This window comes from Gynurincola endophyticus, from assembly GCF_003991195.1.
Classification (GTDB): domain Bacteria; phylum Bacteroidota; class Bacteroidia; order Chitinophagales; family Chitinophagaceae; genus Gynurincola; species Gynurincola endophyticus.
Genome location: NZ_RCWL01000011.1, coordinates 83,776 through 108,063, shown reverse-complemented (window position 1 = coordinate 108,063; position 24,288 = coordinate 83,776). Strand labels below are relative to the sequence as shown.

General features: G+C 38.6%; 25 protein-coding genes. 14 read left to right on the top strand and 11 right to left on the bottom strand.

Annotation, left to right across the window (positions count from 1 at the left end):
• From D9O48_RS17470 to D9O48_RS17440, 8 genes are all read left to right on the top strand, one after another.
• A partial coding sequence (locus D9O48_RS17470; protein ID WP_148114552.1) for an RHS repeat domain-containing protein occupies positions 1-879 on the top strand: 879 nt, incomplete at its 5' end.
• A gap of 26 nt (positions 880-905) precedes the next feature.
• Complete coding sequence (locus tag D9O48_RS17465) at positions 906-1,286, top strand: hypothetical protein (protein WP_126974285.1); 381 nt, start codon at positions 906-908, stop codon at positions 1,284-1,286.
• Between the two features lie 263 nt (positions 1,287-1,549).
• Positions 1,550-1,936 (top strand): RHS repeat domain-containing protein, encoded by a 387-nt coding sequence (locus D9O48_RS17460; RefSeq protein ID WP_262707395.1) that lies wholly within the window; start codon positions 1,550-1,552, stop codon positions 1,934-1,936.
• Between the two features lie 124 nt (positions 1,937-2,060).
• Positions 2,061-2,222, top strand: a complete 162-nt coding sequence (locus tag D9O48_RS18815) for a hypothetical protein (RefSeq protein ID WP_158624930.1) — start codon at positions 2,061-2,063, stop codon at positions 2,220-2,222.
• 17 nt (positions 2,223-2,239) lie between these two features.
• Positions 2,240-2,749 (top strand): hypothetical protein, encoded by a 510-nt coding sequence (locus D9O48_RS17455; RefSeq protein ID WP_126974283.1) that lies wholly within the window; start codon positions 2,240-2,242, stop codon positions 2,747-2,749.
• Positions 2,750-3,315: 566 nt separating this feature from the next.
• Positions 3,316-3,585 carry a hypothetical protein gene (locus D9O48_RS17450; RefSeq protein ID WP_126974282.1) on the top strand — a complete coding sequence of 90 codons (270 nt, stop codon included), beginning with the start codon at positions 3,316-3,318 and terminating at the stop codon, positions 3,583-3,585.
• Between the two features lie 182 nt (positions 3,586-3,767).
• A complete protein-coding gene (locus D9O48_RS17445; protein ID WP_126974281.1) occupies positions 3,768-4,862 on the top strand; it encodes a DNA alkylation repair protein in 1,095 nt (364 codons plus the stop codon).
• Between the two features lie 61 nt (positions 4,863-4,923).
• Complete coding sequence (locus D9O48_RS17440) at positions 4,924-5,928, top strand: hypothetical protein (RefSeq protein ID WP_126974280.1); 1,005 nt, start codon at positions 4,924-4,926, stop codon at positions 5,926-5,928.
• Between the two features lie 392 nt (positions 5,929-6,320).
• On the opposite strand, the gene D9O48_RS17435 is transcribed toward D9O48_RS17440, so the two are convergent.
• From D9O48_RS17435 to D9O48_RS17415, 5 genes are all read right to left on the bottom strand, one after another.
• On the bottom strand, positions 6,321-7,628 hold the full coding sequence (locus D9O48_RS17435) for an amidohydrolase (protein ID WP_126974279.1): 1,308 nt from the start codon (positions 7,626-7,628) through the stop codon (positions 6,321-6,323).
• A gap of 14 nt (positions 7,629-7,642) precedes the next feature.
• The gene (locus D9O48_RS17430) at positions 7,643-8,947 is read right to left on the bottom strand and encodes an amidohydrolase (protein WP_126974278.1); all 1,305 of its coding nucleotides are present in this window, start codon (positions 8,945-8,947) and stop codon (positions 7,643-7,645) included.
• A gap of 10 nt (positions 8,948-8,957) precedes the next feature.
• Positions 8,958-10,253, bottom strand: a complete 1,296-nt coding sequence (locus D9O48_RS17425; RefSeq protein WP_126974277.1) for an amidohydrolase — start codon at positions 10,251-10,253, stop codon at positions 8,958-8,960.
• 182 nt (positions 10,254-10,435) lie between these two features.
• Positions 10,436-12,004, bottom strand: coding sequence for an acyl-CoA mutase large subunit family protein (locus D9O48_RS17420; RefSeq protein WP_126974276.1), 1,569 nt, complete (start codon positions 12,002-12,004; stop codon positions 10,436-10,438).
• A 17-nt stretch (positions 12,005-12,021) separates the two neighbouring features.
• The gene (locus D9O48_RS17415) at positions 12,022-12,552 is read right to left on the bottom strand and encodes a DUF7935 family protein (protein ID WP_126974275.1); all 531 of its coding nucleotides are present in this window, start codon (positions 12,550-12,552) and stop codon (positions 12,022-12,024) included.
• A gap of 114 nt (positions 12,553-12,666) precedes the next feature.
• Here D9O48_RS17415 and D9O48_RS17410 point away from each other — a divergent pair, with 114 nt between their 5' ends.
• Positions 12,667-13,002 carry a HesB/IscA family protein gene (locus D9O48_RS17410; protein WP_126974274.1) on the top strand — a complete coding sequence of 112 codons (336 nt, stop codon included), beginning with the start codon at positions 12,667-12,669 and terminating at the stop codon, positions 13,000-13,002.
• A 127-nt stretch (positions 13,003-13,129) separates the two neighbouring features.
• Here the strand turns inward: D9O48_RS17410 and D9O48_RS17405 are convergent, their stop codons facing one another.
• Both D9O48_RS17405 and secDF read right to left on the bottom strand, forming a co-directional pair.
• Entirely contained in the window at positions 13,130-13,831 is a 702-nt protein-coding gene (locus D9O48_RS17405; RefSeq protein ID WP_126974273.1) for a response regulator transcription factor, read from the bottom strand.
• Positions 13,832-14,014: 183 nt separating this feature from the next.
• Positions 14,015-17,068, bottom strand: a complete 3,054-nt coding sequence (gene secDF / locus D9O48_RS17400) for a protein translocase subunit SecDF (RefSeq protein ID WP_126974272.1) — start codon at positions 17,066-17,068, stop codon at positions 14,015-14,017.
• Between the two features lie 304 nt (positions 17,069-17,372).
• Here secDF and D9O48_RS17395 point away from each other — a divergent pair, with 304 nt between their 5' ends.
• From D9O48_RS17395 to D9O48_RS17385, 3 genes are all read left to right on the top strand, one after another.
• Complete coding sequence (locus D9O48_RS17395; protein WP_126974271.1) at positions 17,373-18,563, top strand: pyridoxal phosphate-dependent aminotransferase; 1,191 nt, start codon at positions 17,373-17,375, stop codon at positions 18,561-18,563.
• 357 nt (positions 18,564-18,920) lie between these two features.
• Positions 18,921-19,103: a type II toxin-antitoxin system RelE/ParE family toxin gene (locus D9O48_RS19150; RefSeq protein ID WP_199750611.1), complete on the top strand. Its 183-nt coding sequence runs from the start codon at positions 18,921-18,923 to the stop codon at positions 19,101-19,103.
• Positions 19,084-19,389 carry a helix-turn-helix domain-containing protein gene (locus D9O48_RS17385; RefSeq protein ID WP_126974270.1) on the top strand — a complete coding sequence of 102 codons (306 nt, stop codon included), beginning with the start codon at positions 19,084-19,086 and terminating at the stop codon, positions 19,387-19,389. The genes D9O48_RS19150 and D9O48_RS17385 overlap by 20 nt, the downstream gene beginning before the upstream one ends.
• A gap of 23 nt (positions 19,390-19,412) precedes the next feature.
• Here the strand turns inward: D9O48_RS17385 and coaE are convergent, their stop codons facing one another.
• The 4 genes from coaE to nusB all read right to left on the bottom strand — a co-directional run bounded on the left by coaE (position 19,413) and on the right by nusB (position 21,941).
• Positions 19,413-20,006 carry a dephospho-CoA kinase gene (gene coaE / locus D9O48_RS17380; RefSeq protein ID WP_126974269.1) on the bottom strand — a complete coding sequence of 198 codons (594 nt, stop codon included), beginning with the start codon at positions 20,004-20,006 and terminating at the stop codon, positions 19,413-19,415.
• A 102-nt stretch (positions 20,007-20,108) separates the two neighbouring features.
• Positions 20,109-20,453 (bottom strand): preprotein translocase subunit YajC, encoded by a 345-nt coding sequence (gene yajC, locus D9O48_RS17375; RefSeq protein ID WP_126974268.1) that lies wholly within the window; start codon positions 20,451-20,453, stop codon positions 20,109-20,111.
• 73 nt (positions 20,454-20,526) lie between these two features.
• Positions 20,527-20,949 (bottom strand): DUF1573 domain-containing protein, encoded by a 423-nt coding sequence (locus tag D9O48_RS17370; RefSeq protein WP_126974267.1) that lies wholly within the window; start codon positions 20,947-20,949, stop codon positions 20,527-20,529.
• 47 nt (positions 20,950-20,996) lie between these two features.
• Positions 20,997-21,941, bottom strand: a complete 945-nt coding sequence (gene nusB / locus D9O48_RS17365) for a transcription antitermination factor NusB (protein WP_126974266.1) — start codon at positions 21,939-21,941, stop codon at positions 20,997-20,999.
• Positions 21,942-22,222: 281 nt separating this feature from the next.
• Here nusB and D9O48_RS17360 point away from each other — a divergent pair, with 281 nt between their 5' ends.
• On the top strand, positions 22,223-22,510 hold the full coding sequence (locus tag D9O48_RS17360) for a co-chaperone GroES (protein ID WP_126974265.1): 288 nt from the start codon (positions 22,223-22,225) through the stop codon (positions 22,508-22,510).
• Positions 22,511-22,593: 83 nt separating this feature from the next.
• Positions 22,594-24,225 (top strand): chaperonin GroEL, encoded by a 1,632-nt coding sequence (gene groL / locus D9O48_RS17355; RefSeq protein ID WP_126974264.1) that lies wholly within the window; start codon positions 22,594-22,596, stop codon positions 24,223-24,225.
• Positions 24,226-24,288: the final 63 nt, after the last annotated feature.

Genomic DNA, 24,288 nt, shown 5'->3' with positions numbered 1-24,288 from the left:
GGAGATCCTGGAAACAAGTTCAAGTATAACGGCAATGAAGAGCAACGCAAAGAATTTAGCGACGGCAGTGGTTGGGAAACATATGATTTTAATGCAAGAACCTATGATGCACAGACGGGTAGGTTTATCCAGATAGATCCTCTGAGTGAGGATGGAGGACAAGAGAGTTTAACACCTTATCAGTTTGGATTTAATAATCCTGCAAAATATAATGATCCAGATGGAAAGTGCCCAACCTGTATAATAGGAGCTATTATCGGGGCCGCTGTTGAGTATGGAACACAAGTAGCGGTTAATTTATCAAAAGGTAAATCTGTATACGAATCGGTTACGGAAATAGATGGAAATGCTATGATTATTTCCACAGCTGCTGGTGCATTAAGTGGTGGGGTATCAGCATTAGTTCCCAAAAGCCAGGCCGCAAAACTTCTTGTAAAAGGAGCAGATGTTCTCATTAATACAGCAGAATCAATGGCTACACAATATAATGAGAGTGGATCTGTTTCTTTTATGACAACATTTACTGATATTACGTTAGGAGAGATTGGAGGTAGGGTCGCTGAAAAAACTAAGATTTTTTCTGAAAATTCAATCACATTTAAAGAACGACAACTTGATAGAGCTGAAAGAATTGCTAAAGGAGATCCTAATAGTTCTGGACGAAGGAAAACCGTAACAGATTTAACGAAGGAAGTAAAAAATAAAAAAACAACTAATTCTGTTGTTCAGATTTCAACCGGAGCCATTTTACCAACCTTATTAGAGGGTATCGGTAATTCAATAAAACCTGAAGCTATACCGAATGTAATTATGACATTACCAGATCATGAAAAAAAAGCTAAAGATAATACATCTATAAAAAATCGTCTGCCACAATAAAAGTATACTAATATAAAATAGTTATAATGAGAACAATTTCAATAGTTGCTGGATTACTTTTTTTTGTAGGATCTTTACTTATAATATTAGGTCAACGAGAAAAACTTAATGTTTTCAGAAATGGTACAATTGTAAGTATGCGTATCGAGAAATTACCTTTATCATGCTTGGGATCTAGGGTTCGATATTTTGTTGATTATAGTTATGAGGGAAAAACTTATGCGAAAGCGACAAGAGGAAGATTCTGTGAAAGCCATAAAGTTGGTGATTTGATTGAAATGAAATATTTATCTGGATCAGATATAATTTTGCATCCTAATGAATCTGTGATACAGAATATTATTTCTTTTATATTGTTAGGATTGTTTGGTTTAAGTATTTTTCTTGTTTATTTATTAAAAAAATAAATAGGAATGAATGTATTGTATAAGCCCCCCCTCTCGCGCCGGATTGTATCCGGTGTAAATAAAATAATACTTTTTAGTTTAAAATATCTGATTGTTAATAACGACAGGCTTGAAAGCCTGTCGTTATTTTTTTTCGAGAGGATAAATTGTATAGTTGATATAGTATGACCGATTTTGATTTTTCAATATTTTTATTGTACCTTATTAGAATGGGCTAACCCCACCGAAAGAATCACAGTGAAATCAATACCAAATAAAAACTTATATTAGTTCTTCCAAGACACTATTATCCATTTGGATTGGTGATGCAGGGCATCAGTAGCAAGGCTTTAGGATTTGGAGATCCGGGTAACAAGTTCAAGTACAACGGCAAAGAAGAACAACGTAACGAGTTCAGTAATGGCAGTGGATTAGAATGGTTGGATTATGGTGCCCGAATGTATGATGCACAAATTGGAAGATGGGGCGTGGTAGATCCGTTGGCAGATCAGATGCGCAGGCACAGCCCGTATAATTATGCCTTTGATAATCCGATAAGGTTTATTGACCCGGATGGAATGGCTCCCAGTGATAGTATACTTGGTAAAAACGAAATAACAAAAAAGGATTTAAGTATAAAAGAGATAAATCAAATATTCGATCAGGAATAAGTGGTGCTGCAACAGAAGCTACAGCAGGGGATGTTACTAATATGTTTAATGGTATGGGTACAGATGTTATAACTTTTATTGAGGTAGTACACAATTTTTATGGTTGAAAAATGGTAAGGCTCAATTGGAAACGTTATCAATGACAGATATGTTTAATCATGAATTTATTCATGTTATAGTTGAAATGAATGGCGAAAGAATGGAAGGTAATTCTAAGCTCGTTTATAACGATGATAAGGGGCGTACACAAACGGAGTCTATTTCAAAAGGAGGATATTTATCCTAACGAAAATAGTTTAAGATATGAACAAGGAAAAAGTCAAAGAAAGAGTTATACTTTCCCCGGATAAGTTAAAAAAATATAAAAAAAGTTTGGTTGTAATAGCTATAATAATACTTTGTTATGCTTGTAGTTTAAGCAAACCTGTTGTTAATGATGTTTTTAGAACAGACATACGTTTTGTTAATAAGTATTATAGTATTGTAATTGATAAAAAAGGTAAAGGGTTTGTGGAAAAAGGATTTTCTACTTATTATAAAGATCCTTTTAAGGCTGAAACTATAATACGTAGTGATACATTTGTCATAGACTCCGTTACCATATTCTGGAATAGAGTAAATACACTTAAAATAAATCCTTCTAAAGCAGATGGCGAGTCTAGTGCTCCACGTGTAGAAATGTATTATAATGAAGATCTAATTTATGATTCATATATGTGGAGAGATGGAATATGGGATATTTTCTCATTATTAATAGAAAAATTGCCAAAAGGTTTTAATCCTTTTGCTATTGGAGATAAACCATTTGAATAAAAAATATTCCCCCCCTCGCGCCGGATTGTATCCGGTGTAAATAGAATAATACTTTTTTAGTTTAAAATATCTGATTGTTAATAACGACAGGCTTTCAAGCCTGTCGTTATTTTTTTTCGAGAGGATAAATGGTATAGCTGGTGTAGTTCAAAAATATTTTGATTTTTCAATATTTTTTTTGTATCTTATAAGAAGGAGTTGGTCGTATTTTTGTAATTAAAACAGGATAAAGATCATCTGTATGAAAGTATTTAAAGAAGCCTCACCGCTCGCGCCGGACTGTGTCCGGTGTATAATGTAAAAGTACTTTTAGTTGGAGAAGTTTTCAGATAATATAATTTATTTTATAACGACAAGGTTTATACCCTGTCGTTTTTTTATATCCCTCGCTCGCGTCGGATTGCGTCCGGTGTTCGTGTATAGTAAAGTCTGTAATTTTTGATCAGCTGTTCCATCGTCAGCGTATGTACTGTTATCAAGATTTTTTTGGTAAAATCAACTTTTTTTCGTAACTTATTAGAAGGAGTTGTTAGTTTTTGCAAATCAAAGTTTGATAAAGATTATCTATGAAAACATTTCAGGAAGCGTTAGATACAAAAGTAATCGTGTCGAAAGATGTTTTAAGCGGACATTCACCCATATTGATCGTAGCCCATTTTGAAGACGGCTTCTGGCAGTTTTCAGGTGAAGAAATTGACCTGCCCGACGAAGAATATAGATTGGTTACTTTAGAAGAAATTATAAAATTAGACGATACCGTACTGGAAGTGGCCGATTTACCTTTTAATGCCGTTGCCAGCAGAGGTGATGCGCATTCTGACTGGATGATTGAATAACGATCTCATTCCACGCAAATAATGCTGATCAGTTATCTGACTGATCAACCCGAAAACTTAAATCCTTCCTTCCTGAATGGTGCCATTTCTTCATTACATTAACTGGTAATTGAGTGACCGGCTTTTATATTTCTTTTGCATTTCCCCCCGCCTGTCTTACTTTTATTATCTAATTTCATCATATGAGCCTGATCAAGGACATTTACAATAAATCTTATTACCAGTTTCTCGCAAAAGAGTTCAAAACCGTTTACGCTGCTTTTGATGCAGATAGATTTGTAAAACAGGTAATGCCCAACGGGTTTAAGCAAATGGAATGGAAAGAGAGACTCAACCATACCACTGCTACCTTACACGATTTTTTACCCGGTGATTTTAAAACAGCACTGAATATATTACTCGATGTAATTAAACATCTGCAAAATCAGGGAATTCAGCACCGGTTAGAATACATTTTTTTTCCTCAGTATATCGCCGATTATGGTTTAAGTCACTTCAAGCTATCGTTGAATGCATTTGAACGCGTTACGCAGTTCATTTCCTGTGAATTTGCTATCAGGCCGTTTATTATTGAAGATGCGGATGCTGTATTGAAAATAGCTACTAAATGGACGCGTCATAAAAGCGAACACGTACGTCGACTCGCCAGTGAAGGCATACGACCACGCCTGCCCTGGGGGATGGCTATTCCGGCGTTTAAAAAAAATCCAGCACCTTTATTTCCGGTATTAAGCCTGCTGATGAATGACTCTTCTGCCTATGTGCGTAAAAGTGTAGCGAACCATCTGAATGATATTTCAAAAGATCACCCCGAAGAGGTATTGAAGTTTTTAAAAGGATGGAAAGGAACTTCTCCACAAACGGATCAATTAATTAAACACGCCCTCAGAACTTTGCTGAAAGCCGGACATACCGGTGTACTCGATTTTTATCAGCTCGATGCTTCCAATATTATTTGCAGTAGTTTCAAACTGAAGAATAAAAAAGTACAGATAGGAAATGACCTCTTTTTTGAAGCGGTAATTGAAAATAAAGCGGCCGTTAAACAGTATGTACGGTTAGAATATGCAGTGTATTTCAAAAGATTAAAAGACCTTAGTGCCAAGAAAGTATTTAAAATCACTGAGAAAGAAGTTTATCCGGATCAATTGCTGGATATTCAGAAAAAACACTCTTTCAAATTAATTACAACCCGTAATTATTATCCGGGTAAACACCAGATCAGTATTATTGTAAATGGCAAAGAACTGGATAAGTTAGACTTTACTTTATCCTGATTCTGTACAGTTTTTACGGGCTAAGCCGTTATATTTGTTCAGTACCTAATTTATTATAGTCATGCGTTATTTAATGATCTGTTTGTTTTGTTGTTCACAGCTGTTGCTGAGTGCACAAACAAATACCCCTGATAAAGAGTTTAAAGAGGCAGTAGGGAAGTGGTTTAATGCCTGGGAATTAGTTTACCAGCAGGTTTACCAGATGAAGACTTTTTTGCCCGTAGACTTTGTATTTTATGATGAAAAATATGTGTATTCCACTTCTGCCGTTACCATCCCTAAAGGGAAGATAGTAGCAGGTCCTTCTCTAAAACAACAAAAACTGCAATGGAAAAAAGCTTTGCACAACGGTAATCTGGTATTGCCTAACAGAGATACGCTTCCATTGAATATTTACTCGTATGCTTCTGTAGCAGATACCGCTAAATTATCTACCTTTTTTATTATGCCCTTGCCCTCTTTCTGGCAACAGGCGGGTGTAGAGAGTAAAGAGTTAGGACTTGAAAATCTTTTAACCGGCGTTTTTTTGCATGAATTTTCACATTGTCAGCAAATGAAAACATACGGAAAGAAGATTACTGCATTAGAAAAACAAATTCCTGAACATTATGAGTTGTCAGACGACCTGATACAGCATATTTTTGCGTCGAACGAAAAGTATCTTGGCATTTACAGAGTGGAATTAACATTTTTAGACCAACGCCCTATTACCAGTGATAATATCGAAGGTGTTTTAAAAACCATGCAGTTCAGACGTCAACAGTTCTTCAAAGATTCTTTTGAGGTATTTCAACAGCTCGACCCTTTGTTTTTAACAATGGAGGGGTTGGGCCAGTATAGCATGTATGTATGGCTGATTCATCCGCAGGGTGCAAATCTTTCAAAAGAAACTGCCATCGCAGGCGTAAGAAGAAATAGAAAATGGTGGTCGCAGGATGAGGGCTTTAGTTTATTTCTGGTGCTTGAAACCCTCGCACCGGCTAAAGACTGGTCAAACTTTGTATTAGGTGAACAGATGATGACAGTAGAGGAATTGATTAAGAATTATCTTTCGTTTAAACATTGATATAATTGAATCATTAAGAAGCTCCTGCCGCTTCGCTTTGGCTTATTCTATCTTATGATCACCATTTTAACATGAAGAGAATGAAGCTGAAAAGCGAATGAAGTGCTGTGTTCCGCGCTGCGTTACCTTCATACCTTCATTTTCTTCATGTTTCAAATTCGATTTTCAAACATAGAAGAAATTAAGAAGCTCCTGCCGCTTCGCTTTGGCTTATTCTATCTTATGATCACCATTTTAACATGAAGGGAATGAAGCTGAAAAGCGAATGAAGTGCTGTATTCCGCGCTGCTTTACCTTCATACCATCATTTTCTTCATGTTTCAAATTCCCTTTTCAAACACAGGAGGAATTTAGAATCTTCTTAATTTCTAAATTCCTTAATGGTAGTTTAATTATTTCTTATTTGTATAATCAAATACGATTTGCACAAAAGCTTTCACTCCAACATCTAACCGGCTGTCATCTAAAATGAAGTCAGGAGTGTGGTGTGGGAAAGATGCTTCCAAACTTACATTGGCAGGTCTGCCTCCCACATTAAAAAAGAAGGCGGGGGCATGTTCTCCATAAAACGAAAAATCTTCAGCTCCGGTAATCCAGGTACTTTGTACCAGATTTTGTTTTCCTCCCACAGCTTTTTCCAAAGAGGGTAATGTACGTTCTACTAATGCAGGATCATTGTAGGTCAGTGCAGTTTTTTTGTCAATACTCACATCTATCCTCGCACCCATTGCTTCTCCCACTTCTCTGGATACTTTTATGATGCGTGCATGTACTTCTTCCTGCATGTTTTTATCTAATGTTCTGATCGTTCCTTCCAGAATAGCCTGTTCAGGTATGATATTACTTCTTACGCCGCTATGAAATTTTCCTACAGTGATCACTACCGGTGCTTTGGTCAGATCAGACTGGCGCGATACTATTGTCTGTAATGCATTGGTGATGGTAGTTCCGACTACAATCGGATCAACACCAGTCCATGGCGTAGAACCATGTGATTGTTTACCGTTCACGATAATTTTAAACCAGTCGGAGGCTGCCATGAAGGGCCCTGACTTATAAGCGATGGTACCAATCGGCAATTGAGCGGAGATATGAATACCGAAGATGGCATCTACTTTCGGATTTTGCATAACACCTTCTTTGATCATTAGTGGAGCACCACCTTCTTCACCGTCTGGTGCACCTTCTTCTGCCGGTTGAAATATAAATTTAACGGTGCCGGATAGTTGATCTTTTAAAGTGGTTAATACTTTGGCTGCGCCTAATAGCATTGCCATATGTGAATCATGCCCGCAGGCATGCATAACAGGAACGGTTTCTCCGTTGTATTCTCCTTTTTCTACTGATTTGTAGGGGAGATTTGCTCTTTCCAAAACCGGTAATCCGTCCATATCGGCGCGTAACGCCACTACGGGGCCGGCATTTTTTCCTTTGAGTATTCCTACAACACCGTGTTTACCAATGCCGGTTTGCACTTCTATTCCCATCGCACGCAACTTCTCTGCAATGTATTGTGCAGTTTTTTCTTCTCTATTAGATAACTCAGGGTATTGGTGCAAATGCCGGCGCCATTCAATGACCTGCGGTAAAATGTCATTGGCATTGGAGACGATCAGCTGATCGATGGAGGTCTTTTTCTGAGCAGCACCAAATGCAGGTAACAGCAATGCGAATAGCAGACCCTGATGAAATTTTCTCATAAGTGATAGTTTGGTTATTTCGCGGGTATTCCGTTCATTACAATATACGCAAAAGCTTTTACACCTACATCTAAGCGGCTGTCATCAATGTAAAAGTCGGGTGTGTGATGTGAAAATGCTTCTTCTTTGCTTAAATGTACGGGCCTGGCGCCTACTCTGAAAAAGAAGATCGGTGCACGATGTCCGTAAAAAGCAAAATCTTCAGCACCTGTTCCCCATTCGCCGGCATACACTTTATCTTTTCCGGCGGCTTTAATTAAGGCGGGTATAGAATAATTTACCAGTTGTTCGTTATTCGCTAATACCGGCGTCGATTTTCTGATGGTCACCGTAACATCGGCTCCCATCGTTTTGCCGATTTCTTCTGCTACCTGTTTAATTTTTTCATGCGCTTTTTCCTGAACGGTGGCATCAAGGCAACGGATAGTGCCGTCCATTACTACTTCTTCAGGAATGATATTACTCCTTATGCCACCGTCAATTTTTCCGATGGTAACCACCAATGGTGATTTGGTCAGTTCTGTTTGACGCGATACTACTGTTTGTAGTGCCGTGATGATATTGGCACTGATAACGATCGGGTCAACACCTTGCCATGGCGATGCTCCATGTGTTTGTTTTCCTTTCACCTTAATCGTTAACCGGTCGCTTGAGGCTGCCAGACCACCAGACCGGTAGGCTATGGTTCCAAGGTCCTGCTCAGCAGAAATATGAATACCGAACATAGCTTCTATTGCAGGATTATCCATGATACCTTCGGCAATCATTAGCGGTGCGCCTCCTTTTTCACCTGCTGGTGCACCTTCTTCTGCCGGCTGAAATACAAACCTGATCGTTCCGGGTACCTGATCGCGCATAGAGGATAATACTTTTGCCGCTCCCAGTAACATGGCAACATGTGCGTCATGACCACAGGCATGCATGACGGGAACTTCTTCACCGTTATAAATTCCTTTGGCTGTTGACTTAAAAGGAAGATCCCCCCGTTCCAGCACAGGTAATGCATCCATATCGGCTCTGAGTCCGATTACCGGACCGGGTTTACCGCCCTTTAGTGTAGCGACTACTCCCGTATGGGCAATATTGGTTTTCACGTCAAGGCCCATTTCTTTTAATAAAGCTTTTACAAATGCTGCGGTTTCAAACTCTCTGTTCGATAGCTCCGGGTGTTGGTGAAGATGCCTTCTCCACTCAATTACCTGTTGATTTATTTTGTTTGCTTCTGCTGCAATTCGCTGGTCAACAGATATTGATGATTGTGCATAGAAGAAGGTGGGGAGGGATATAAAACTATATAATAATAAAAATATCTTTCTCATAGTTGTTGCATTAAGGTTGAGGGATACCGTTAAACACGAGATAAACAAATGCTTTTACGCCAACATCGAGGCGACTATCGTCTATGTAGAAGATAGGTGAATGGTGGGGTGGAGCTTGTGCTGCGGGCAGGTCTGTAGCTTTACCGCCAACCGTAAAATAAAAACCCGGAACCTGTCGGGCAAAATGTGAAAAGTCTTCTGCAGCGGTTCCCCATGAGGTGAGCTGAAGATTATCTTTACCAACTGCTTTTTCCAAAGCCCTGACAGCATGAGCCGTTAGTTTTTCATCATTGTGTGTAACATAGTTATTCGGAATAATATTGACAGAGGCTTCTCCTCCCATTGATCTGGCTACTCCTTTGGCAATTTCTTCAATGCGGCGGAAGGTATTATCCTGGAAGTCTCTTTCTAATAATCTGATGGTACCTTCCAATACAGCTTCTTCGGGTACAATATTGTGTCGTACGCCGGCATTGATCTTCCCCACTGAGATAATGGCAGGGGCCTGGGTTAAAGGAGTTTCCCTGCTAACAATCTGTTGTAGTTGTACGATGATCTGAGCGGCTATAACGATCGGATCTGCTCCTTGCCAGGGTCTTGCCCCATGCGCTTGTTTACCGTGAACAATGATCTTAAAATTAGCAGAGGAAGCGAGAGTGGCGCCCGGCTTATAACCGATTGTGCCAACCGGTAAGCCTGAAGACATATGTGCACCATAAATAACATCAACATCGGGTTGTTTAAGTGCTCCTTCTTCAATCATGAGTGAAGCACCACCTTTTTCACCTGCGGGTACACCTTCTTCAGCCGGCTGAAATATAAACTTCACCGTACCGGGAATATCTTTACGCATTCCGCTCAATATTTTTGCAGCTCCCAGCAGCATGGCAGTATGGGCATCGTGCCCGCAGGCATGCATGATACCGACCGTCTGACCATTAAACTGAGTGGTTTGTATCGATTTAAAGGGAATGTCTACTTCTTCTTTGATCGGAAGCGCGTCAATGTCAGCCCGTAGTGCAATTACAGGTCCTGGTTTGCCACCTTTCAAAACAGCAACAATGCCGTGATGTGCTACAGGGTACTGAATCTCTAATCCGAGTGGTTGTAATTGCTCAAGAATATAAGCAGCCGTTTTTTCCTCGCGGTTGGATAATTCGGGATACTGGTGCAAATGCCTTCTCCATTCAATAACCTGTGGTAAAACTTCTTTTGCAGCAGCAGCAATCTTTTTTTCTGCCTTTTGTGAAAATAGGGGTGATGTAAAGAATATACAAGAAATCCCCAGCGTGAAAATTTTTCTCATGCCAGTCGGTTTTCTTAAAGTTAATGTATTGAGTAAGAAAAAGAATGAAATTGAACTGAAAGTTTGTAAATCATATAGCTACAAAGGCACGAATAAGAATATTCGTGCCTTTGTGTTATTTACAGATCTTTTTATACAAAATTTTAATGACTCTTAATTCTTAATGTTTAATTCTTAACTGATCAACTTGCCTGGTACTCTCCAAAAACTTTTCTAAGTGTATTGGCGATTTCGCCTAAAGTACAATAAGCTTCTACCGCTTCGATGACCACCGGCATCAGGTTAGATCCGTTGTTGGCAGCAGCTTCTATTTTTTGCAGGCAGGCTATTGCTTTTTGCTGATCTCTTTTTGATTTAAGTTGGTGCAGCTTTTCTATTTGTTTAGTTTGAATGCTGTCGTCAATTTTGAAAACAGGAATTTTATCTTCCTGTTTTACCTGAAACTGATTAACGCCGACGATTATTTTTTGCTGTTGTTCGATTTCTTTTTGATAAACATATGCAGATTTTGCAATTTCATCCTGAATAAAACCTTCTTCAATTGCTGCAACACTTCCTCCCAGTACATCAATTTTATCAATGATTAGTTGTGCAGCAGCTTCCATTTCGTTGGTAAGGCTTTCAACAAAGTAAGAACCAGCCAAAGGGTCTACAGTATCTGTTACACCGCTTTCATAGGCAACGATCTGTTGTGTTCTGAGTGCAATTCTTGCTGCTTCTTCGGTCGGTAAACTCAAAGCTTCGTCATAACCATTGGTGTGTAAAGATTGTGTTCCTCCCAATACGGCTGCTAATGTTTGAATGGTTACTCTTGAAATATTATTCAGCGGTTGCTGGGCTGTAAGGGTAGAACCACCGGTTTGAGTGTGAAAGCGTAACATCATTGCTTTAGGGTCGGTGGCTCCTAATGATTTCATCATATTGGCCCACATTCTTCTGGCGGCTCTGAATTTTGCTACTTCTTCAAACAGGTTATTGTGTGAGTTGAAAAAGAAAGATAATCTTTTACCGAATACATTAATGTCTAATCCTTTTTCAAGTGCAGCCTTCACATATGCTTTTCCGTTACTAAGTGTGAAAGCGATTTCCTGTGCGGCAGTACTACCGGCTTCACGGATATGGTATCCGGAAATAGAGATTGTATTCCATTTTGGTAAATCTGTACTGCACCACTCAAAGATATCGGTAATGATTCTCATTGATGCTTTCGGAGGATAAATATAAGTTCCTCTGGCTGCATATTCTTTTAATATATCGTTTTGGATGGTACCTGAAACTTTTGATAAGTCTGCCCCTTGTTTTTTTGCCAGTGCTACATAAAAAGCAAGCAGTATAAACCCTGTTGCATTGATGGTCATTGAAGTAGAAACTTTTTCTAACTCAATTCCTTCAAACAATTGTTCTATATCTTCTAAACTGTCAATTGCTACACCCACTTTACCTACTTCTCCATTTGATAGCTGGTGGTCACTGTCGTATCCTATTTGTGTAGGGAGGTCAAAAGCAACGCTCAAACCCATTACACCTTGTGATAACAAATAATGATAACGCCGGTTACTTTCTTCGGCCGTTGAAAATCCGGCGTATTGACGCATGGTCCAGAACCGGCCGCGGTACATGTCAGGTTGAACGCCACGGGTAAAAGGAAATTCACCGGGTTGTTCGTTCATTTCCTGATAGTTTGCAGCATCTTTTGTATACAAGCGGTCTACAATAATTCCACTATCAGTTTGTTTAATTTTTTCATTCATAGCAATCGTAACTAAAATTATAAGAGTTTTTTCGCTTCATAACTGAGCACTTCCATCACAATCGTGTGAAGCGATGCTTTAGGGTGTTCTACCAGCATTTCCAGAATGGCCCTGTTCAGGTCCTGGCATTGTGCACCTTCCGGTAAAAACGATGCTACCTGATTAATGATCAGAATATTCTGATCTTTTAAATTGGTAACAGCGTCCCAGGCTTCTTTTGAAACATAAATCTGTTGGGTTACATTGTATTCGAATTCCTGTTTGATCGTTTGCGTTAAAAGAATCTGCATTTCCCTGGCTGTACCGGTTACATTAGAACCGACGCGGGTGATAATATTGGGTAATGAAATTCTATCTGCCAGTAATATGAGTCGTTCATAGGATTGTAGTTGCAATTGTCTGGCAGGATTTTCAGAATCCACTGTTTTTTTATGCTGATCTAATGTTTCTTTGATTTCCTGCTTATTTTTTCTCATTAAAAAGAACATATAAGCACCTGCAATAAGAAGAGCCACTAATACGGCGGGGAGTAAGTATTCGTCGTACATTTTAAAGCTGAATTTTGAGTAACAAATGTAATGAATTAATGATGAAAGCGTTTGACATTTATATGAACGCTAATGAGTAAACAATTTGTACATTTGACTGAAAATTTATGCAATATGAACAAGGGGCCTATTTTATTTACGGCCGGAGCGTTGACTGAATTGAAGCGTATAATCACTGCTCCGGAATTTGATACCACCAAATTCTTACGGGTAGGGGTGAAGGGTGGAGGCTGTTCCGGTTTCACCTATTTACTCGGATTTGATGATAAGCAGGAAGCGGATGAGTTATATGAATTTGAAGGAATTCAATATATAATGTTACCGGCACACGGAATTTATGTGTCAGGAATGGAAATCGATTGGCTAGATGGACTGAATGCCCGTGGATTCAGCTTTAGTAATCCCAATGCATCAAAAACCTGTGGCTGTGGAAGCTCGTTTAATACTTAATACTTTGTAAAGTAAGCATAAAAAACTCCCCTATGAGTATTGTTGCCGATTTTATAGCATTGTCTCAAAGGGGAGTGTTGTATTTGAAAATAGTAATGGCCTTAAAAGAAAACAGCTTTTCTGAATATTATGCCAGGATATTTGCATTAAACCTGAAACCTACGCCGTGGATGGTTTCAAGATTTACCTCCGGATCATCTTTAAAAAACTTTCTTAGTTTGGTCATGAATACATCCATACTTCTGCCAAGAAAGTAGTCATCTTTGCCCCATACATTCAGTAATACCTCATCTCTTTTTAAAACACGATTGGCATGCTGACACAAAAACTTCAATAAATCAGCCTCTTTTTGAGTAAGATTATACTGATTATTAGGCGTTTCCAATTTCAGGTCAGTATAAGAAAATTTCATACTGCCGATATTGTATTTAATACCCTGATCTGAATAGAGTTTTTTAGTTCTGCGGAGAAATACATCCATTCTCAACAGCAATTCTTTCATGCTGAAGGGCTTAGTGATATAATCGTCGGCTCCTGTTTTGAATCCCATGATTTTATCTTCTTCCATCAGCCTTGCCGTCAGAAAAATAATAGGAATGATATCACTCATCTGTCGTATTTTCTTAGCAACGGTTAATCCATCTTTCACCGGAAGCATTACGTCGAGTATACAGATATCAAATTTAGTTTTATCGAAACGTTCAATTGCTGTTCTGCCATCGGTACATTGTTCTACTTCATATCCGGCCATGGTCAAATGGTTCTTGATCAGGCCACCTAACATATCATCATCTTCGGCCAGTAGGACTTTAAATTTATGTTCGTTCATGTAATCTTTTTTGATGAGTTTTATGCTTACAGTTCCTCTAATAGTATATCATTAACGTTAGTTAATGAGACATTGCAAAATATGTACCCTTCTCAAAATGCAATTTTCTCCCCAATTTGGGGTAAAAAAAATCCCCCCAACGAATTGGGGGGTATGTGTAATCGATTGAATTTTAATGTTGCACTACTTTGTAGAGTCTTGTTTATAACCTGAAAGAGGTTTGTTTTTCAGGAAGTCTACAATGATCGGAGCAGCCACGAAAATGGATGAATAAGTACCGGCAACAACACCCACCAACATAGCGAATGCGAAACCTTTTGTAACTTCTCCACCTACCAGGAACAGAATCAATACGGTTAAGAATACTGTAACAGAAGTCATAATCGTACGTGATAATGTATCGTTAATCGCTTTGTTTACAAGGTCTTCTTTACTGATTCCTTTCATTTTCCCTGCATATTCACGAATCCTGTCATATACAACCACCGTATCGTTCATTGAGAAACCGATAACCGTTAAGATGGCAGCGATAAAGTGCTGGTCAATTTCTAAGCTAAACGGCATTACGTCTTTTAAGAACGAGAATACAGCTAATGTAATTAAAGCATCGTGTATCAGTGAAATGATGGTTCCGATAGAGAACCTCAGGTCACGGAAACGGATGAAGATATAAAGTGTAATCAGTATTACGCTCCAGAAAGTAGCCCATGACGCACCAGTTTTCAAGTCATCAGAAATTGTTGGGTCAACTTTTTTGGTACCTTCTACATATTTATTTGTAGCGAAGTCTGCGAAACTTAATCCTGCAGGATAGAAGCCTTGCAAGCCTTCATATAATGTATATAATACAGCAGAATCAGCTTGTACACCACCTTCGTTGATTTTATAATCGGTAGTGATTTCTAATTTCTGGTTGCTACCGTATGTTTTTAAGATCGGTGCTTTGTTATCGAATACCGCAGTTAATTTCTCACGGATTCCTTCCTGATCGGCAGGAGCGTGGAAGTTTACGATAAATGATCTACCTCCGCTGAACTCAACCCCCTGGTTAAATCCGTTGAAGAAAGAAGCGATACCAAGAATACAAAGAATACCAGAGAAAATATAGGCAGTCTTACGCATTTTGGTAAAGTTGTATTGCGGGTGTGCAAAGATCTTTTTAGACAGGTTGGTAAAGTAGTTAAAGTGTTTGCCATTTCTCATGTAGAAATCAGTGATTAAACGAGAAATAACGATTCCACAGAACATTGATAATAATAAACCGATGATCTGAGTGGTAGCAAACCCTAATACCGGACCTAAACCGTAAATAAAGAGGATGATCGCTGTTAATAATGAGGTAATGTGACCGTCTAATACCGGAGCCAGTGAACGTTTATAACCGAGATTAACGGCTTGTTCATGAGAGTGGCCATGTATTAATTCGTCTTTGATACGCTCGAAGATCAACACGTTCGTATCAACCGCCATACCGATGGTTAATACTAAACCTGCGATACCTGCAGCAGTTAATGTAGCATTTAAAGAACTTAATATACCGAAAGTTAATAGTAAGTTTAAGATCAATGCAATATTGGCAACGATACCTGCTGAGTTATAGTAAATGATCATCAATAAGAAGATCGCCACAAAAGAAATAGAGAATGATAAAATACCACCTTTGATGGCTTCTTCACCTAAAGTTGGTCCTACTACCTGCTCCTGAACGATTTTAGCCGGTGCATCCAGTTTACCACTCTTTAAGATATTAGCGATGTCATTTGCTTCTTCAACCGCAGCATTTTTGTCATTACCACCTCTGCCTAAAGTAATTCTTGATTGACCACCGTCGATTTTCTGATTTACGTTAGGAGCTGTATAAACGATATCATCTAAAACAATCGCAATTGGTTTATTGATATTTCTTTCAGTCATTTTAGACCAGACTTTAGCACCGGCATTAGTCATTGTCATACTAACACCCACTTCATTGGTAATCTGATCGAATTGTTGAGCAGCGTCTTCAATAGCGTTACCTTCCAACTCAGCACCTTCTTTACCAGGGATGGTTTTGATGGCGTATAAGTTTAAGTAAGGTAATAAAGATCCTTGTGCGTCTCTTTCTTGTTTACCCCAAAGGAATTTAGCGTTTGCAGGGAAAGAGTTTTTCACTGCATTCATTTTAAGGTAAGCGTTAACAAGGGCAGTATCTTTAATTAAAGAAGAACCGATGAAACCTGCATAATGCGGTCTGCCATTCTCATCTGCTGAAGGGAAAGCCGGTTGTAGAATACGCATTAAAGGATTTGCACGCTCAGCCAGGAAAATACTATCTGCCAGTGCTTTTGCTGAATCAGATAAATTATTGGCTTTTGCGATAGAATCTTTAGCAGCGATTTCATTGCCATATAAAATAGTTTCCAATGCTTTGTCAGCATTCTGGTAACCTGTTTGGATAGCGTTGTCAGCTAATGTATATACTTCCCAGAATTGTAAGTTCGCAGTAGATTGTAAATAGGTACGAACACGGTCAGGATCAGAAGCTCCTGCCAGTTCTACGGTAATAATACCTTTATTTTCATCCAGAGAAATATTAGGTTGGGCAACTCCGAATTTATCGATACGTTTTCTTAATACTTGATAGGTTTGACTCATTGCAGCGTCAGCCTGGGTGCGAATGTACTTAATCACGTCATCGTTGGAAGCGTTGGCGTTTAAGCTACGGTTCGGATTCGCGAATAAAGGAGCTAATTGTACGTTCGGGTGAAGTTTCTTGATGGCCTGATCAAACAACGTAATGTAGTTCTGATCACTGTTTAATTTTAAACGGTTGGCTTCATCAATAGCACTTACGATGATCGGGTCTGAAGCGTTATTAGACAAGCCTTTGATTAATCCATCTAAAGCGATATCCATTGTTACGTTCATACCGCCCTGTAAATCTAAGCCGAGTAATAACTCTTTTTCCTTAGCTTTCTGGTAAGAATGACCCCACCAGGTGATTTTGTCTTCTTTGCTGGCATCTAATAAACTGTCCGCATAAAACTTACGGATGAGGTTTAATGAATCCTGATAAAGGCTTTGTGCCTCCTTGCTTTCAGGATACTTTGCAGCAGCTGCTTCATAATTGTTGCTGATGTATAGCTCTGCTTGCGCCGCTATCTCTTTTTCATGTTTATTTACAAACCATGTAAAAGATAGCTGGTAAAGGGAGATAAGAATTAAAAAACCAGCAAAAATGCTAACCAGTACTCTCATTGCAATGTTGTTTATTTTTTAAGAGTTGGCAAAGATAGGGTTTTAGTCCTGAATAGGAAATAGCAAAAAATGTCTGTAATGTAGTGTGTTAAGGCATTACATTGAATTTTTATCCTCCCCTTCCATCCCTTCAAAGCCAAATTTTCAAGTAAAAGAATTTTTGTGATAAAATTTTGGGATTCAAGATAGTTACAAGATTTCAAAAAATAAATTCTTTCTTTAAAATAAGTGAAAAAATGTTCATTTATTCTTTCTTATTTTTGTTCTACAAACAAGCAAATCAACTACATTATTTATTATCATTATGGCACTATCTACCCGTTTACAGCTTTTCAATGAGCCGGAAACATTGAAAATGGCTAAACTGGGACGCGAGTTGCGCGCCCAGGGCATTGACGTTATCGACCTGAGTTTAGGCGAACCGGACTTCGACACCCCCCAGCATATTAAAGATGCCGCAAAAAAGGCAATTGATGATAACTGGAGCCATTACACTCCTGTAGCGGGTTACCCCGATCTCCGCGAAGCCGTTTGTACCAAGTTAAAACGTGATAACAACCTTGATTATAAGCCTGAAAATATCATTACCTCTACCGGTGCCAAACAAAGTTTACTAAACGCCATTTTTGCAGTGGTTTCTCCCGGCGATGAAGTGATTATTCCAACACCGTTTTGGGTAACTTACTCTGAAATCGTAAAAATGGGCGAAGGTGTGGTGAAACTGGTGAGAACTTCCGTTGAAAGTAAATATAAAATCACTCCTGCCCAGCTGGAAGAAAGTATCAATGAGAAAACAAGGTTATTCCTGTTCTCTTCTCCTTGTAACCCAAGTGGTTCTGTTTACACAAAAGAAGAACTGACAGCACTGGCAGAAGTATTTAAAAAATATCCTAATGTGTATATCATTTCAGATGAGATCTATGAGTATACTAACTATGTAGCAAAACACGAATCTATTGCGCAGTTCCCTGAGTTGAAAGACAGAGTGATACTCATCAATGGTCTTTCTAAAGGTTATGCTATGACGGGCTACCGTTTAGGTTACATCGCTGCTCATGTTGATGTGGTAAAAGCTGCTGAGAAGTTACAGGGCCAGATGACCAGCGGTACCTGCTCTATTACCCAAAAAGCAGCAGTAGTAGCTTTAACCGGTGATATGCAGCCTACCTATGATATGGTAACCGAATTCGAACGCAGAAAGAAAAGAGTATTGGAGTTAATGGCTGAAATTCCGGCACTTCAATGTGTTGAACCTGACGGAGCTTTTTATGTATTTCCGATTGTAAAATCATACTTTGGTAAATCTGACGGTACTACCACTATTCAGAATGCTGATGAGCTTTGTATGTATCTGTTAAACACGGCACACGTATCTTCAGTTACCGGATCAGCGTTCGGTGAACCGGATTGCATCAGATTATCATACGCGAACAGTATGACAAATATCGAAAAAGCATGGGCGAGAATTAAAGAAGCATTGGCAAAACTGAAATAAATTATAAATATCAGTATGCCTGAATACCAGGAAATACTTATTAACTAACAAACCGGATTGATTATCAGTCCGGTTTGTTATTTGATAGAATCATTTCATCCGGATGAACCTCGTATTCGTATATAATCTAATATAATATTTTTTCAAAATGTTGCCTTATTCGGTAACTTTGTCATTCTGTAATCTTATGGAAAAGGTTTTTGTTAGAAAGATATTCTATTGGAAAAGGTACTATCTTTCTTTTTTGAAGAATTAAAATCCGAAGTAAAAAAGAAATTTATGTGAACCCTGCATCTGATTGCGACAACTCCGAGGGTATCTGAAAAATATTTTAAATGAATAAGAGGTTCCTCCGGATTGCTTGAAATCAGAGTAGAGGTTGCATCCGATATTTATAGGGTATTTGCATGTTTTGATGAAGGAAATCTGATTGTACTTTTTAATGGTTTTCAGAAGAAGTCTCAGAAAATACCTAAAAATGAAATCAGGCAGGCCGAAAAATTAAAAAAACAATACTTCGATGAAAAGAAATCGTTCTAATCTTACCAGCTTTGTGGATCATCTGGATGAGCTATATGGAAAGCGTGGCACTGCTTCGAGAGAAAAGTATGAACAGGAGTTTAAAGCTTTTAAATTGGGGGTATTATTAAAGGAAATGAGAAAGCAACAAGGTCTTTCACAGGAACAGCTGGCACAAAAATGTGGTACCACAAAAAACTATATTTCAAGAATTGAAAATGATGCCAGTGATATCAGATTATCTACTTTAATGAGAATTGTTCAGGAAGGGTTAGGTGGACGGTTAAAACTTAGTGTAGATTTCTGATAAGTATCAACAATCGTAATCTTTCAATTTTCAATTTTCAATTGATTAAACTGCTCATGTAAAGCCATTACCTGAGGGATCAGCGCCTGCTGATGATCGTTTACAATAACGGTATCACATAATCTCATCTTAATTGACTCTTCCAGTTGTTGTTTCATTCTTTCGATTACCTGCTCTCTGGTAATCTGATTACGGTTCATTACTCTTTGAATACGTACGGCTTTCGGCGCATACACACCAATCACAAAGTCGAGTTCGTTTTGAGTACCACTTTCAAAAATCAATGCTGCTTCCTTGATGACATAGGGCGTTTTTTGGGCTGCCATCCAGGCTTGTCCGTCAGCGATGGTTACAGGATGTACCAGTGCATTCAGTTTTTCTAAAAGGGTGGGTGAGTGAAAAACTTTTTGAGAAATATACGACCGGTTTAATTGTCCGTTTTCATAACTCTCTGCGCCCAGCAAGGCCGTAATTGCCTCTTTTAATGCTTCGTTTTCGCACATTAAACGTTTCGCAGCATCGTCTGCCTGATAAACAGGAATCCCTAATGTTGCGAATATCTGACAAACCGTAGACTTGCCGGAACCAATACCGCCGGTAATACCAACTTTAAGCATGACTGCAAGATAGCTATATAAGTGTAGAGTTGAGAATGCAGGGGAAGTGTTTCAAAATAGAGAAAAAAAGAGGTTGTTCATGTTTGAACAACCTCTCTGAAATTATTTTGCAGGAGCAGGAGCGGCAGCTGCTTTGTTGATTGCATTTGTCCACTCTAAAGAGATAGCACTTTTTTCAATTTTGATGTAGCTTCCGGGAGAAGTTTCTAAATTGATCGTTGTATTATCTTCGTTTACTTTGTTCACTACACCGTGAATACCGGCGATCGTAACGATTTTATCTCCTTTTTGAATATTTTCCTGAAATTTTTTAGCTTCTTTTGCTTTTTTCGCTTGCGGGCGGATTAAAAACAACCAGAAAACTAGAATCATACCTCCTAACATAATCAAGGTAGAATAACCACCACCCGGAGCAGGAGCCTGTAATAAAACTGCTGATAACGTCATCTTATTAAATTTGTAAATGAGAGTGTAAAGTTAGGGATTAAGGCATTAATAATGCATTAATAACCCATAAAAATTAGTCCACAAATACATCAAACAGCAACCTGTGCATTGCTGTACCGTCTGTATTTGCTTCTACATATAAGTCTTTATGATTAGCTCCTTTTCTTCCTTTTGAATCAAATGTTGCGGTAATTTCGCCAGTTCCGCCCGGAGGAATAGGTTTTGCCGGAGGTTCTGCAGCCGTACATCCGCAGCTTGGGCGTACGCTTTTGATCACGAGGTTGGATTGCCCTACATTTTTAAAGGTAAAAGTTACTTCCAGTTTCTGGCCTTCCTGAATATTGCCATAGTCTTTTGAAGTAGCTTCCCATTCGATAGAAGTTAATTTTTCATTGGCTGCAGACTGTTCAGTGCCAGCTTCGGCATTTTTGTCCTGATTTCCGCAAGCTGAAAAAACTACCAGTGCAGTTACTAATAAAGCATAAGGCATTTTCATATCGTAAAGTTTTTAAATGATAATTTCAATAATAATGTAAATCTCTATTATTTTCCTTTAAAATCCACCTTGTTAATGAGGTTTTTAGCCAATAAGTCTTTTTTTATGTTGTCTAAAATACCGTTAGTAAATTGTCCGCTTGATGGAGTACTATACTCTTTTGCCAGATCAATATACTCATTAATCGTTACGTTTGTTGGAATTGTATCGAAATACAAAAATTCTACAACCCCCATCTTGATAATGATCAGGTCGAGTACGGCAATACGGTCTGCTTCCCAGTTTTTTAATTTGGGTTTAATTAAATCCATCAGATAATCTTCTTTATCGATCACCGATTTCAGTAAAGACTTTGCGTATTGCAGTTTTTCCGGGTCAATGAACTGCTGAAAGTTTACCTGATGAGGTTTCTGAATCAGTTTCTGCATATTGGTAATCATCATATCTCCATCGTCAAACCAGTTATTGAACTGATCTTCCACCGCTGTTTCCAGCAATGAAGAAGGAAGCATGATTTCTGCAAAAATATAATGAATGATCTCTTTTTCTTTTTTAGGATCACGGGAAGGAGTTTGGATATACTCTTTATAAATAGCTTTATCTGTCAATTCATAATAGAGTTTTTTGATAAAGTCGGCCGGCAATAATAAATCAGGTTTGAGTTCAGCTACTGCCTTTTGATAAGACGGAGATTCAATCAGTCTCCAGATCCACTCGTTTCCGGCCAGTTTGGTATTTACATTCAGGTCTTCAGCAGAAGGCAAATATTTTGAGGCTCTCTGACGAGAATCCGTTTCTGCATAGCGGCAGATTTCCACTAAACTATGTACCAGAAATAAGAATAACTTGTTTGAATCATCAAAATGAGCGTTCAGGAGTCGGAGAGGGGCGCCGGGTTTTGACAAATTACCATTCATCACATCTTCGGACTGTGTTTCCAAAGTATAGAGCGTCTGCATCACTTTTACGCGTATATTTCTTCGGCTAATCATTTTATAAGAGCTTGTTTTTAAGCGGGCAAAGCTACTGTATTTTAGAATAGTGTCAAAGTTTCAATGAAGGCTTTGTGAGTAATTTAATAAAAATACCTATTTAGCTGAAAAATTGGCACTTATACCTGCTATTCTATTTTAACTGTGCTGTCAAATTTGAGCAGGGAGGTTATATTACTGAAAAAATGACCTGAAAGAACGTATTGGTATAAAATTCGAGTACTTTTGGCATCTTCTCATCAGAAGAAATAAAATTTCAACTTAAAAAAATAGATAAAACTATGGCTAAGAAGTTAAATGTTACCCCATTACACGACAGGGTAATTGTGAGACCCGCTAAAGCGGAAGCAAAAACCGCTGGTGGTATCATTATTCCTGACACTGCCAAAGAGAAACCTCAACGTGGAGTAGTAGTGGCTGCCGGCGCAGGTAAAAAAGACGAGCCGGTAACTGTAAAAGTAGGAGATACTGTATTGTACAGCAAATATGGTGGTACTGAAATTAACATCGAAGGAGAGGAATTATTGATTATGCGCGAAAGCGATATTCTGGCAATTGTTCCTGCTTAATCTGAACCTTTAATTAAACAATCTATTTTTTAGAAGAAGTTCTTTCTATATAGATCCTTTTTCTAAACTTCAATTTAGTAAAAATGGCAAAACAATTATTTTTCGATATCGAAGCCCGCAACAGAATGAAAAAAGGGGTAGATACCCTGGCAAATGCGGTAAAAGTAACTTTAGGTCCTAAAGGCCGTAACGTAGTATTAGAGAAAAAATTCGGTGCACCTCATATCACTAAAGACGGTGTATCTGTAGCGAAAGAAATTGAATTGGAAGATCCGATCGAGAACATGGGTGCACAAATGGTAAAAGAAGTAGCCTCTAAAACTGCTGATATTGCAGGTGATGGTACCACTACTGCTACTGTTTTAGCACAGGCAATTATCAGCGAAGGTTTGAAAAACGTTGCTGCCGGTGCAAACCCTATGGATCTGAAACGTGGTATAGACAAAGCTGTAGAGGCGGTTGTTGCAAGCTTGCAAAAACAATCTCAGGCGGTAGGAAACGAAACCAAAAAAATTCAGCAGGTAGCTACTATCTCTGCTAACAACGACGAAACAATCGGTAAATTAATTGCTGAGGCTTTCGGTAAAGTAGGTAGAGAAGGTGTTATCACTGTAGAAGAAGCAAAAGGTACTGAAACTACTGTTGATGTAGTAGAAGGTATGCAATTCGACAGAGGTTATATCTCTCCATATTTCGTTACTAACAGCGAAAAAATGGAAGCTGAATTACAAAGCCCTTATATCCTGATCTACGATAAAAAGATCAGTGCAATGAAAGACATTTTGAGCATTTTAGAAAAAGTTGCTCAAAGTGGTCGTCCATTAGTAATTATCGCTGAAGATCTGGAAGGCGAAGCTTTAGCTACTTTAGTGGTAAACAAATTACGCGGTACTTTAAAAGTTGCAGCTGTAAAAGCTCCTGGCTTTGGCGATCGTCGTAAAGAAATGTTACAGGATATTGCTATCTTAACAAAAGGTACTGTTATCAGCGAAGAGCAAGGTTATAAATTAGAAGGTGCTGATTTAACTTATTTAGGTCAGGCTGCTTCTATTACAATCAATAAAGATAACACTACCATCGTAGGTGGTAAAGGTAAAAAAGATGATATCGCTGCCCGCGTTAATCAAATCAAAGCACAAATCGAAGTAACTACTTCTGATTACGATAAAGAAAAATTACAAGAGCGTTTAGCTAAACTTGCCGGTGGTGTTGCCGTATTATATGTTGGTGCAGCTACTGAAGTTGAAATGAAAGAGAAAAAAGATCGTGTGGATGACGCTTTACACGCAACCCGTGCCGCTGTTGAAGAAGGTATCGTACCTGGTGGTGGTGTTGCTTATATCCGCGCTACCAAATCTCTTGATAAGTTAAAAGGTCTTAATGAAGATGAAACTACAGGTATCGCTATCGTTAAACGTGGTATTGAAGAGCCTCTTCGTCAGATCGTTCATAACAGTGGTTTAGAAGGTGCTGTTATTGTACAAAAAATCAAAGAAGGCGATGCTGACTACGGTTTCAACGCACGTACCGAGAAATTCGAGTATTTGTTGAAAGCGGGTGTTATCGACCCAACTAAAGTGACTCGTATCGCTTTGGAAAATGCAGCTTCTATCGCTGGTATGTTATTAACTACCGAGTGTGTAATTGCTGACAAACCTGAGAAAAAAGACGCTCCTGCAATGCCTGGCCCTGATATGGGTGGTATGGGATACTAGTCTTCTCATATAATAACTAAAAAACCTCCTCAACTAAGTTGAGGAGGTTTTTTAGTTATATCG